This is a genomic window from Photobacterium carnosum (assembly GCF_002849605.1).
Classification (GTDB): Bacteria; Pseudomonadota; Gammaproteobacteria; order Enterobacterales; family Vibrionaceae; genus Photobacterium; species Photobacterium carnosum.
In genome coordinates this window covers 116,529-129,492 of the sequence record NZ_NPIB01000007.1, presented here as the reverse complement: position 1 = coordinate 129,492, position 12,964 = coordinate 116,529, and the positions used below count along the sequence as shown (strand labels likewise).

General features: G+C 36.1%; 9 protein-coding genes and 2 pseudogenes. 5 read left to right on the top strand and 6 right to left on the bottom strand.

Annotated elements, in window-relative coordinates:
* Positions 1-43 precede the first annotated feature (43 nt).
* Entirely contained in the window at positions 44-1,924 is a 1,881-nt protein-coding gene (gss, locus tag CIK00_RS08355) for a bifunctional glutathionylspermidine amidase/synthase (RefSeq protein WP_101768430.1), read from the bottom strand.
* Positions 1,925-2,340: 416 nt separating this feature from the next.
* Between gss and CIK00_RS08350 the strand changes: the two genes are divergently transcribed.
* Positions 2,341-3,204, top strand: coding sequence for a hypothetical protein (locus tag CIK00_RS08350; protein WP_101768429.1), 864 nt, complete (start codon positions 2,341-2,343; stop codon positions 3,202-3,204).
* Positions 3,205-3,366: 162 nt separating this feature from the next.
* Here the strand turns inward: CIK00_RS08350 and CIK00_RS08345 are convergent, their stop codons facing one another.
* Positions 3,367-3,819, bottom strand: a complete 453-nt coding sequence (locus tag CIK00_RS08345) for a DoxX family protein (RefSeq protein WP_101768428.1) — start codon at positions 3,817-3,819, stop codon at positions 3,367-3,369.
* Positions 3,820-4,025: 206 nt separating this feature from the next.
* Here CIK00_RS08345 and CIK00_RS08340 point away from each other — a divergent pair, with 206 nt between their 5' ends.
* Both CIK00_RS08340 and CIK00_RS08335 read left to right on the top strand, forming a co-directional pair.
* Positions 4,026-4,916, top strand: coding sequence for a LysR family transcriptional regulator (locus CIK00_RS08340; RefSeq protein ID WP_101768427.1), 891 nt, complete (start codon positions 4,026-4,028; stop codon positions 4,914-4,916).
* An 802-nt stretch (positions 4,917-5,718) separates the two neighbouring features.
* Positions 5,719-6,624 carry a hypothetical protein gene (locus CIK00_RS08335; RefSeq protein ID WP_101768426.1) on the top strand — a complete coding sequence of 302 codons (906 nt, stop codon included), beginning with the start codon at positions 5,719-5,721 and terminating at the stop codon, positions 6,622-6,624.
* 606 nt (positions 6,625-7,230) lie between these two features.
* On the opposite strand, the pseudogene CIK00_RS08330 reads toward CIK00_RS08335, so the two are convergent.
* Positions 7,231-7,434: pseudogene (locus CIK00_RS08330) on the bottom strand (phage integrase N-terminal SAM-like domain-containing protein); the annotation flags it as partial.
* A gap of 226 nt (positions 7,435-7,660) precedes the next feature.
* Here CIK00_RS08330 and CIK00_RS08325 point away from each other — a divergent pair.
* Complete coding sequence (locus tag CIK00_RS08325) at positions 7,661-8,644, top strand: GTP pyrophosphokinase (RefSeq protein WP_101768425.1); 984 nt, start codon at positions 7,661-7,663, stop codon at positions 8,642-8,644.
* A 223-nt stretch (positions 8,645-8,867) separates the two neighbouring features.
* Here the strand turns inward: CIK00_RS08325 and CIK00_RS21750 are convergent.
* A pseudogene (locus CIK00_RS21750) lies at positions 8,868-9,026 on the bottom strand (IS91 family transposase); the annotation flags it as partial.
* A 91-nt stretch (positions 9,027-9,117) separates the two neighbouring features.
* Positions 9,118-10,863, bottom strand: a complete 1,746-nt coding sequence (locus CIK00_RS08320) for a DEAD/DEAH box helicase (RefSeq protein WP_101768424.1) — start codon at positions 10,861-10,863, stop codon at positions 9,118-9,120.
* A gap of 292 nt (positions 10,864-11,155) precedes the next feature.
* Between CIK00_RS08320 and CIK00_RS08315 the strand changes: the two genes are divergently transcribed.
* Complete coding sequence (locus CIK00_RS08315; protein WP_101768423.1) at positions 11,156-11,749, top strand: NlpC/P60 family protein; 594 nt, start codon at positions 11,156-11,158, stop codon at positions 11,747-11,749.
* Positions 11,750-11,811: 62 nt separating this feature from the next.
* Here the strand turns inward: CIK00_RS08315 and CIK00_RS08310 are convergent, their stop codons facing one another.
* Entirely contained in the window at positions 11,812-12,771 is a 960-nt protein-coding gene (locus CIK00_RS08310; RefSeq protein WP_101768422.1) for a DUF3137 domain-containing protein, read from the bottom strand.
* Positions 12,772-12,964: the final 193 nt, after the last annotated feature.

Genomic DNA, 12,964 nt, shown 5'->3' with positions numbered 1-12,964 from the left:
AAAGTTCATTAACACGGCTTTTTAGATAGTTAGCGTGAAGTTACTATAGGTTTTTTAGAAACGCATTATCTTCTAATACAATTAATGGTTCTATATCACTGTCTTTTTTGATCACCAAAGAGTCATCAGAACGTAGACAAACACCACCGTAATTACCATCAACAGTAAAAGTACAAACTTGAATATGCTTATTAGCGACTTTAGGTAAGCACCATAATTGTTGATAGATATTTTTTTGATCGTTAAATTGACCATCAGTTTTATCTAATACTGATTCATTATGGCTGACTAAATCGATATTACTGCCACAACGTCCGGCAATCGGTTTAATCGCATAACCCGTACGGCTTAGCTCATCGGTTACTGTAAAATCAGTATCTAATAAGTAATGATGATGCGGGAATAAAGACCACAGTACAGGCAGAATCGCTTTATTGCTTGGGATCACCGTCCATAGTGGCTCAAATACTTTGATTTCAGGGCGCAATAACACGTCAATTAAGCGTACTTTAGTATCAGGATAGCCAGTATGAATCGGCACTGCCGCATATTCAGTGCTGCTGACTTCACGCACTTGATCTATTGCTGTTTCCCATGCCCATGTTTTCCATACACATTCAATTAAACGGTCATTATCATCAATTAATTGACCTGTTGAGTTCCAATGAATGCCATCTAGTCCTTTAAGTATTTTGCTCTCAATGCCAGCGAGAGACAGCGCTTTTTGCATAAATAAAGCGTGATAATCTTCTTCTGCGTCATCATCTTGCATTATATGGACAAATGAATATTCTTGGCTGTATTTCCAGACACTCGCAAGTTCATTCAATAAATCTTCTGCTGGGCTATTTTCAGCAATATCACCACCTTGTTCCGCCCATTTTTGAATAATCAAACAAGCTTCAGTATGGCAAGAGGCTGAGTCAGCATTATATTCATAAACTTTTAAGCCTTTTTCATCCATACAGAAATCTAAACGACCTGTTAGCATGCTATGGCGGTGTTTTTGCCATGATAAACGTAACCGTGGCCATAGAATTTCTGGAATATCAAACAGTGCTAATAAATTATCATCTTGCAGTACTTTATCTGTTGCATGTAAATACATTAAATGTAATTCGTTAGTTGCTTTAGCCAGTTCGTGTTCAGCACTTTCTGAAATGGTAAAATAACGATAAATATCATCATTAAGCAGTTTGTTCGCATTAACTTGTAAATATGTATGTTCAAGGCTATCGGTATTATCTAGCCAGTTAGTTTCAAACTGACCGTTATTGAGACGCTGAGCCGATTGAATATTAAGTAGTTCAGGTGCTGGAGAAGGCTGAGGCAAGCTATATGTTGCATCGGCATTGTAAGCCATCCAACCTAAAATTTCAGTATCATCAAACGTGTCTTCAATGGTGTAACAACCATCTTTAATATGTAATGTGAGTTCACGCGTCCATTGTTGACCTAATGGTAAGGGTGCAAAAGTCACATTCTGCTCGGCAATCATTACTTTATCATCTTCAATATGAGTAATAATCGCAACGTGGCCTGTATCTTGAAATTCGCCACCTTTTTGCCAAATTAATAATGATCCTACAATAGGTTTTTGACGAGAGCCATTTTCAAAAGCATATAAAGGTAAAATTTTATCGTTAACTACTTGGCGTAAAAAACGGAGTGAGAAAATTTCATATGCCATATCAACATCTGTAAAAACTAACCCATAGTTGACATATAAAAAACGGCGCGCAAATTCAACACATTGCCATTTATAGCCCATGTATTCACCATGAACGTAGCTTCGCATTGCAGAGTCATCAGCATATTCATCTTCATCTATGGTGCTGTAATCAGAAGAATAAATAGCGATACCACCCGCGGCATAACCGAGTAAAGTACCGAAAGGAGCATTATTGGAATTGTCTGTATTCATTATCTTGGCCTAGTTAATTGTTGAACCTTTTTCGACCGATGATGTGGCTCAGAATATTGAGCGTTATTGAATGCAAACGCATCAGGGGAGTGTTGAAAATAAAGGCTTTTTTATAACCTAAAACTATTGCAATGATATTTCAATGGTTATTGTTGATTAGACTTTATATTTCAATGATATGGACGTTTTGCGCAATGTGATAGACATTGAGAATAGCTAAAAATAGAAGCGTAGCCGTAGTTTATTAGCTTGTTTTTTCTTATGATTAATTAATATGAGGTATTGCAAAAAAATAAGCATGGCGATGTTTGTTGTCGTTTAATGTCATGTGTTTTTGATATAGGTTGAAAGGCGCTTAAAATGACAGAGAAAAAAGAAAGAGATAACTTAAATATCGCAATGATTAAGGGCTAATAGTGAAAAAGAAAACAGTTTTTACATTATGTTGTTACGCGACATTTATATTCTCGATTGAGAGTGCGAATGCTGCGGATAATATTACTTGGGTTAGCCCAACTAAACTTGATTTAAAGCAAGAGCATAATCTTTGCCCTTTAATTAAAAAGACAGCGAATACTTTTATTACTGAAACTCATCAGGCAATGAAAGAGGGTTTAACCAAGGTTGAGCCATCGTTGTACCAATGGCCTCTAAATATTGACGGTAAGCAATACCTAGCGGTTCAATATGCATCATCAATATATTGTGGATCTGCTGGATGTAGTACATCGTTTTATGCGCTTAACGGCAACGACTGCACTGACGTCAATTTCCCCAATAATGAACTGCAAGATATTGGTATTAAAGATAATTACCTTTACTTTAAAGGTGATCGCTGTGGGATCTGGTCATTAACTGATAAGCTTCGTCATGTAATTAATCTGCCAAATTGCGATGATGATCAAGATTGGGATTTAAAGACAGTCAAAACCTTTGGTGATTACACTGTTGCTCAATCATACCCTCAAGGCTCTGGCGGTTATGTTGGTAAAATGGCGTATGTAGAATTAACGGGTACTCAAAAAATACTCACGTTTGAAGCGGATGAAGCAACAGGTTGGTTAACTTATAACGTTGATGGCAAAGGTGTATCGCTAATTGTTGATAACGATTTTATTAGCGATTCACAGCTTGATGTAAACGTAATGAGCTTGATTAAAAATGCCCACAAGATGCGTGTTGTGGTTGATAATAAAGTATACGATGTTTCAACCAAAGGCTCAGGTGCGACAATGATTTACTTAAATGAATTCCCACGCTGGGTGGAGAAAATTAAATAAATTCATCACATTAACTAATCTATCGTTGCTCAATAGCAAAATGAGCAACGAAGAAGGTATCCTTAGCATTTAACCAACGAACATTTTCACTATCACGCTCATTCGCTTTTCTTCATTTAAACATCATCTTATTCTTTTTCTACCACCCAAATTGACTAAAAATTACTTTTGTGCAGAAAGTCGAGTTGCTAACCAATTATCTACAGCTACTTTACCGCCACCAGATAACATCAAAGACACACACGCCGCCAATAGTGCTAATCCAAATTCATAACCACCATTAGACATAAACAACCCATTAGGTAAATGAACACTTACAATCGCAATCAACATAGTAAAGCCTAATACCAGCGCGGATGGTCGAGTCAATAAACCAAGAATAATAAATAGACCACCAAAAAACTCAGCACTGCCTGCTAAAAATGCCATAGCGACACCCGGTGCTAGTCCAATAGATTCAAAGAATTGTCCGGTTCCAGCTAAACCATAACCACCAAACCACGCAAACAGTTTTTGAGAACCATGAGCCATAAATATAATACCCACAGGAATACGAAGTGCTAACGTGCTAAAGCCTGCATTTGACGTTAATAGTTGCTCAATTTTCTGTTTCATTTTATTTCCTTACCAATTCAATATAAGAGGATTTTCCTCTCTGTTGCTAAATGATTATAGATAATTGGTTCTCAAAGAAAATTGGAAGTATTTGAGCTTATAGTTCAATTTTTTTGAATATATAAATAGGCATGGTAGGGTAAGTGAACTTGAATTCGCTATATGCTGTCATATTATGGCTTAATATCTTTAAAATGAGGATCGTTATGCAATCACCCATCACTCTTGATTCACTAAGAGCATTAGATGCCATTGATAGAAAAGGCAGCTTTGCCGCTGGAGCAAAATCCTTATTTAAAGTCCCTTCTGCACTCACTTATACCATTAAAAAGCTCGAAGACGACCTTAATGTGGTTTTGTTTGATCGTTCAAAACAAAAAGCGCAGTTAACTTCAGCAGGCAGATTAATTTTAGATCAAGGACGAGAAATTCTGATAGCTACCGATAAATTAGAATCGGCAGTAAAGCAACTTGATTCTGGGTGGGAAAGAAATATTATCATCTCAAGAGATACCATTATCCCGCTCGCTCCTTTACTAGAGTCTGTTCTTGAGTTCAATAAATTAGAACATGATACCAATATTACCATTTCTGAAGAATCACTCGGTGGAGGGTGGGATGCGCTGCATAGTAATCGTACCGATATCGCCATTGGCGTTTCAGATCACTTACCAAAAGGCGAGTATCAAATAAAAGAGATTGGTAGAGTCGATTTTCTATTTGTAGTAAGCCAGAGTCATCCATTAGCCCTTATAGAACGACCTATCGAAGCCAGTGATTTATTGCTTTATCCCTCTTTAATTGTATCTGATTCTTCTGTATTACTGCCCACCAGAGACATGGGTTTGTTTAAAAGCAAACAACAAATCCGCTTTAAAACCATGCAGGCTAAAATTGAGGCTCAGACAATGGGGCTTGGTGTCGGTTTTTTACCTCGTCATTTAATTAAACAGCAACTACATGACGGTATTTTGATTGAGAAAAAATGCACAGTGGCAAGAGTTAACCCGCCTTTATTCATTGCTTGGCATAAAGATAACGATGGTAAAGCGTGCGAATGGTTAACCAATGAATTAATCAGTAAGGCATGGTTGTAATTGTCTACTTTATAACTATTACCGCAAGCATCGATTATTGATAAGTCGATGCACCTGATACCACCGTTTTCAGCGACGATGGCATGATGAAACACATCGGTTTTCTCAACGTCTTTGAAGCAAGCTAACCCATCAAAAATCAAGAAAAAAACATAGAATAGCCATAATCTTGCGCTTTTAAGTGCAAAGGAAAGTCAGCGAGTTATCAGTTACATCCTAATTAAATATAGCTTCTTAGAATGAGATAAAAATACCGCAATAACGGTCAATATTGTGGTTTTTGGTGATCTTGAAATATAGAAATAGAATCGATTTAACCAAGAATGTAAAAATAAGCAGTAATTTTCACAGTAAAAAAAGCTGTTGCTGGTGGAATGGTTTATTTTTTAGGGACTCGATTTAAGAACAAAATATATGGCTGTCCAATGTTTTACTGAAAATTCCAAGAGTAAATGCAAAACTCACCCCGTCATTCCCTACAGTGAGGTTACGAACGAGATAGGGAATCTACTTACAGCATGTTGTAGTGTTATTATTTTTGCTAGATGTGTTTCTTTATTTAAATAAGAGAAAGATAAACTATATTGCACTTTTTATACTGTTAATAGATACCCGAATTAGTATTAGGAATAAAGCTAAAAGGAAGATATCTAATTTTGTGACTTATATCGGGTGGTAAATATAATAATATGTTTGATTTATAATGTTGTTTGTATAATGACGAATAAAATACGGGCGTAGGTTCAAAGAACAAATTCGGGCAAGTTGTTAATATAATAAGTTGTTATATTCAAGGAGATATATGAAACTACTACAATGGACTTTATTTATTGATATGTTGGGTTATCGAGACATTAATGGCTCGATAAACTCAGAAGACTTGGCTAAAGAGTTTGTCAGCTTTATGGAAGAGAATAAGGCTCTATTCGATTTTCAGAATGACGATTATTTTGTTGAACGCTACAAACAAAATAGCCAGTTTGACCTTTATGAGTTCTATGAGGTTAAACATGCTTTTGTTTCTGACTCACTTATTCTCACGTTCTATCCCAAGGAAGTTGAGTCGTTAGTTAATGTTGACAAAATGTATATGCATTCTGCTAATGCACTATTCATAATAACGATGAGACTTCAAGCATTTATTTACAGTTGTTTTAGTCAGAAAAGTGTGTTTTTAAGAGGTGGCGTTTCCAATAAATATTGTTACGTGAAAGATAATTTTGCTGTCGGTGAAGGGTTGATTGATTCATATCTAGTTGAAAGTAAGGTCGCAAAATATCCAAGAATTGCTTTGTCGAAAGACACTAGTTCAAATACAAAGCTAATGGAAAAGATTAGATTCCTGTCCGATGTTATGTACAACAATAATCAACTCGTTGCTAAAGATCCTGTAGATGGTGTTTATTACCTGGATTATCTGAAATATAACCTAGCTATGATCGACGCTAGCTCTAAAATTGTTCAAGCTAGAATACTAGCTGATCGAAAAGGTTTTGATGCTCAATTTGAGTCTGTACAGTTGTTTGTAAAGAAACATGGTAATGGGATCGAGGCGAAGTTAGCGGAACTAAACATACGGGTAGCTCCTTTAAAGGGGAAAGAGAAAGAAGCTATGCAAAAGGTGATTGATAAATTTGAATGGTTAAAAGATTATCACAACAGTTTAGTTTCTAAGAATAATCTTGTATCAGAGTATACAATAAAATGAATATAACAGATAAGGATATGTGTCGCGCAGCCGACACCTATCCGAAGTGTTGGACAAGCCCGAGCGGCTTTATATAAGTAAATATTGCGAATGTCATGAAGTGTGATGCTAAAAAGAAGTCGAGCGTTATTCTTGGCGTGAACCAATCAATTTAATTCATTGATTTATAATTAGATCCTCTTTAATTATTACGCGCTAATGCCATTATCCTTATTGTTTTACGTTTTTATCTGGGTGAAAAAAACATAGTAAAAAACATAGGACACCCATCACTTTCGTAATCCATTTTGATCAATTCTGACGGTACTCTATAAATGGTTGTAATCCGTTGAGCTAAGTATCGCTTGAGATCCTCAGTAGTTAATGTATCAGTCAATTTATTCAATATGAGTAATAGAGAATCTACTATTCAGTGTTATAGATTCTATGTTTCTACTTGAAATTTAACGTGTTTCACTGGCGTCTTTAAGGCTCGATCACGCGTTGAGTAGATCACGGATAGTTCGTGCCTCACTTCCGAGATGACGGATATTAGGCTAAGGAAAAATAAACATAGGACACCCATCACTTTCGTAATTCATTTTGATCAATTCTGACGGTATTTCATGAATGGGTTTTAATCAGTTGAGTAAAGTATCGCTTGAGATCATTAGTGGTTAACATATCAGGCGATTTATCTAAATGGTGAGTAATGCGACGAAGTGCACGACTATAACCATCAATAGTAGCTGGACGTTTACCTTGTAAAGTTAGGTGGGTAACATGTTGTTCATAAAGATAATCTGAACGTTGCTGTTGTTCGTTATTCATCATTAATACTCCATTATAAAGAGTGTTAAAGGTAGCTTAATCGCTGTCTGCTTTACTCTGCCGCGCAGCGGCTTCGTTCAACAAATGCATCAACACGATTTGCTACATTCGGCATTGTCAGTTTGTCTTTAGTTTCAGTGATTAAGGCGTTAAAATTCAGCTTGGTTTGCATAGAAGCAAACGTGTTATGCAGGCGTTATATTTTTTTTATTTAAAGGTAAGTTTGATGTCGACTTTAATTGAGCAATATAGAGAAATAAAACCTAAATATGAAAGGCTAAATGGGAATGTTTGTTCTGCCCTAAAACAACTTATTGATGAAGAGCAGATACCTATTTTTGCTATTGAATCTAGAATTAAAGATGAATCGTCATTTTCAAATAAATTATCAAGAAAAGAATATTCATCTCCTTTTGAACAGGTTGAAGATCTCTGTGGTATAAGAATAATTTGTTATTATCAAGAAGATATCGAAAAAATTTGCTCGATTGTAAAAAATGAATTTATAGTTATATCAGAAGAAAATAAACAAGAGAACTTGAATGTTGACCAGTTCGGTTATTCATCGTTTCATTATGTTGTTAAGTTGAAAGGGGACTGGTTGAAACATCCTAATGCTCGAGGTTTAGACGAGCTAAAGGCTGAAATACAAATAAGAACAATGTTAATGCATACTTGGTCTGCTATTAGCCATAAATTGTTATATAAACGTGAGGCTGATGTTGCGCCACAATTTAGACGGAAATTAAATAGATTAAGTGCGTTGATTGAATTAGCTGATGAACAATTTAATGCCATAAAAAATGAAAAGCATTCATATCAAAAAGATAATTCTCAAGCATCAAAAGCATTTGATTCATCTGTTGCTCTTAGTTCTGATAGTTTAATGGCGCTTCATAAGTATTATTTCAAGAATAGGAATTTTGATGAAAATGATATACCTAATCTAGTTAATGAAATTAGATCTTGTGATTTAACTTTTCAACAATTTGATGAAATATTAAACCGTTGTTTACCATTTTTAAGTAATATGGAAGCTGAAGAAATAGAAAGTGAACATGAAGAATTACCTCTATGGGGTTTTTCTGGGGTAATCAGAACAATATTAGACCTTAGTTGTGACCACTATTATGAGAGAAGAGAAGATATGTTTCCATATATTGTTCGTGAGGCTCGTGAGAAATATAGAAAAATACTAGCGGCAAGTTAAAATATAACAGATAAGGATATGTGTCGCGCAGCTGACACCTATCCGAAGTGTTGGACAAGTCCGAGCGGCTTTATATAAGTAAATATTGAAAATATCATAGAGGGTGATGCTGAAAAGAAGTCGAGCGTTATCCTTGGCGTGAATCAATTTAATTCATTGATTTATAATTAGATCCTCTTTAATTATTACGCGCTAATGCTATTATCCTTATTGTTTTACGTTTTTATCTGGGTCGAAAAATCCCCGCCAATTGCATGACATGCTGACAGTATAGACAAAAAGGTTGTGTCATTAAACGGACAATTTTTTGTTGTGAGAGTAACGTAAACATAAAGGCATATTGGATCAGTTGAAGTTGTTTCTTCTCATGCCCTCGTAATATCACTAACTAACTTCTAGCTAACTATAAACTTCAAAAACAGTAACTTAGCTGTAAGACGAGTAAAAGTCAGTACAGCTAATCAGTTATTTCTTCAGCCTTTTTGATACTGATCTAAATCGAACAACTTATCGCGGATCGCCCAGAAGCGGCCATTTTTACGGGCAATAATGATTTCTGGTGGACGTAATCGATGTTCGTTATTTGCCACTTTTGTCGGGGCAGTATCAGTAAAGGGGCGATGCCTATCCACTAAGTGCGGATTAATGAACTTGGTGAGAAAGTCACTTTTTTGAGTCTTGGTTGATAACTGCCAAATCTCGTTAATTTCATTGTCTTCTTCGCCAATATAAACCACTTTAAGTTGTGGCTTACCAAACTTATTCTTACCCGGTTCTAAACGCATATCGGTGCATTTCATTATCATTGCATCTTTGAGCTTTAATGCTTCGCGTAGCTTTTTATCAGGGTCAACCATCACTGCATTGCACTGATGGCAGCGGCGGGCGGCAATGTCGTTATCTGCGCCACATTCTTCGCAATATTTAGCGCGGAAACGGTAGCCACATTCTTCACGCTCACCCGTATCGTCATCTTCAAAATAACCTTGGCAGCGTCGACCATAATGCTCAACGAGGAAGCCAGCAGGATCAAGCTTGCCCCAAAAGCTATTGTTGAAACCACACGCAGGGCAGGGAACCATTATTATTTCACTATCGCCATTCGGCTTAGGATCGCCCACTTCTGGTTGGTAGAGATCGTAACAGTTACCTGCATATTCAAGAATAAGGCAGTCTTTTTTACCTTCAAATAAACGTAAACCACGACCGACGATTTGTTGATAAAGGCTAATTGATTCTGTCGGGCGTAATATGGCAATAAGATCAACATGAGGCGCATCAAACCCCGTTGTTAATACGGATACGTTAACAAGGTATTTGATTTTTTGTGCTTTAAAATCATTAATGATCCGATCACGTTCATCAAGGGGAGTATCGCCGATAACAAGCGCGGCATTTTCATGCGCAAGATAGCCCATGATCTCTTGAGCATGATTAACGGTAGAGGCAAAGATCATAATACCGCGACGATCTTTGGCGTAATCGATGACTTGTTCGATGATCATTGGTGTCGCGCGACCTGATTGCTCGATCACATTATCAAGATCTGATTCTTTATAATGACCTGTATTTGAAGGTGTCAGTGATGAAAAGTCATAGCCTAATACCGCCATATCCATCACTTTTGGTTCAGTTAAAAAGCCTTCATCAAGCAAGTAACGAATGGGTAATTCAAAAATACAATCACGAAAGAAGCGTTCAGTTTCTGTTTTCACTTGACCACGGGTATGGTATTTGTAAATCCAGCCTGTACCTAATCGATAAGGGGTAGCAGTTAATCCAAGCACTTTGATATTGGGATTAACGGTTTGTACATGTGTGATAACTTTGCGGTAAGCGCTATTTTCATCATCAGGTACGCGATGACACTCATCAATAACCAGTAATGAAAATTGTTCATGAAATTTATCAAGGCTATTTGCCATTGATTGAACGGAAGCAAACACCACTTGTTGATCGGTTTCTTTACGTCCTAATCCCGCAGAGAAAATAGCGGCTTTAAGGCCATAGCTTTCATATTTAGCGTGGTTTTGTTCCACCAGCTCTTTTACGTGAGTGAGCACCAGAACACGGCCTCTAGCAATACGGGCTAATTCTGCGACGACGAGGCTTTTACCAGCGCCCGTAGGCAGAGCAAGGACGGCGGGTGTGCTATGTTTGCGAAAATAATGAATGGTAGCGTTAACGCTATCTTGTTGGTAAGGACGTAAAGTATACATACAGTAAATCTATGACAAATGACCTGCTACTAGTGTACATTTAACCAGTGTTTTGGCAAGAGACAATGGTATCTTAAAATAGAAGATCATGAGCAGATTAATGTCGAATATATATAAAATAGAACTGACATATTACAAAGTAAACTGTCAAGGAAATAGTGCTTATTTTGAGGGTGATAGGCATGATTGTTATTGAATTTATATATTGCAGAAATAGAGTAATATAGTCATTAATATAATGTTACATTGTAACTTAGCTATGATTTTTACTTATAATTAAAAAATTACGACCATGCTTTATATTTTTAGAATTATTATTATTTTATCGGCATTTTTGTCATGGTATGCCGCTGCGTCTACTACGCGAACGACAGCCCATACAATTGTGCATCATTCTCGTATTCATCATCATTACTTACATCAAAATAAGCAACAAGGACATACATTACACCATAAGCATTATTTACGTAAGAGTCATCATCGAACAAAGTCGCAAGAACGGCGACATGTACGATTGGTAAAACGTAAAATTTTTCATGCATATTATGGTTGGAAAGGAACACCTTATCATTTTGGTGGTTCAAGCCATCGAGGGATTGATTGTTCTGCTTTTGTGATGAAGATGTATCGTCAAGTATTTCATCAAGACTTGCCTCGAACAACGTTAGGGCAAGTGAAATTAGGGCGACGTATTCGTAAGGATCACGCTAAGTTAGGGGATTTAGTCTTCTTTAAGACGGGTCGTAATGAACGTCATGTGGGGATTTATCTTTCTAATGGTGATTTTATGAACTCAGCCAGTTCGCGAGGAGTGTCTATTTCTAATTTACATCATGTTTTTTGGAAGCGGCATTTTTGGCAGATTAGACGATTAGTTGCAATATAAGATGTAATAAAAACGGAAGCTCTTGAGCTTCCGTTTTTTATGGCTGTAATTTATTACTCGCTTTATGGTTTTGTCCAAATTCGCGTATTGAGGTCGAGTTCATCAACAATATTAATAACAAATTTTAGATCGTAATAAATAGCGGCAATAAAGGTTAAAGAATCCGCTTGTTGAAATAATTTAGGTTCAAAATAATTCTTAGAACTGGAAATTGCAATATAGAGATGATCGTCGACGAATGAGAAGGCTATTGTATGATCAGAACGATTACTAAAATTAATAAGTCGTTGTATCATTGAGGGTGATAATAAGTAACGAGCCTCAACTTGATCATTACTATAGATATTAAACAGTTGCGAAAACTCAGGATCATCGAGGATCACTTGTTGTTGGTTATTACTGAATATATCCGATAGTTTCTGATCTGTAGCCGAGAAAATACTATGGTTATTTGGGATAATAGTTGTTTGGCCTGAAAAGTGTTTATTTGCATCAGCAACAAAAAAAAGCCCTTTAAAAATAGTATGCCATTGATCTTGGTTCTTACCGTTGTTATTACGGCTTTGGGTTTTGTATTCAGTGTGTAATTCAGAAAAGCGTAAATACGTTTTATCGAGTTGGCCTTCAATAAAATCTTCACCACGATAGCGATCATAATGACGACTAAAGAGGGCACTGTTTTTATAATCTTGTTTATCTATGCATTGTGCAGGCTTGTAATTAAAGCTGCTATCAATTGAATTAATGAGTTTAGTGATTATTTTATGCTTATAGTCTTTTTTATATTGATCCCAGCGTTTGCTATATAAACGGTGCATAACGATAGCAATAATAATCGAAAAAATAATACCAAAGGCTTGTAAATCAAACATAAAGCTTAGTGGAATTATAATCACGGCAAAACCGATCCCAAGCAGTAATGATAACCAATATTGTTTTATGACTTTTTTACGATCATGATCAAGTGCTTTAAGTTGAGGCTTGAGATGAGTCTCATAAAGTACAGTAAGTTTACTATCCATAAATGATTATATCCTACTGTTTAAATACAAGTGTCGCATTAATGTTAGTGCGTTCTATGTTTAGAATTTCAAAATATGAAAATGTAACCAATAGCATAAAGGTGATGATATTTATTAACATTTTTATGTTCCTATATATAAACCAATAGGTAAGAGTCAAGGCGGTTATTACCTACGTGATGTTTCCCTTGTA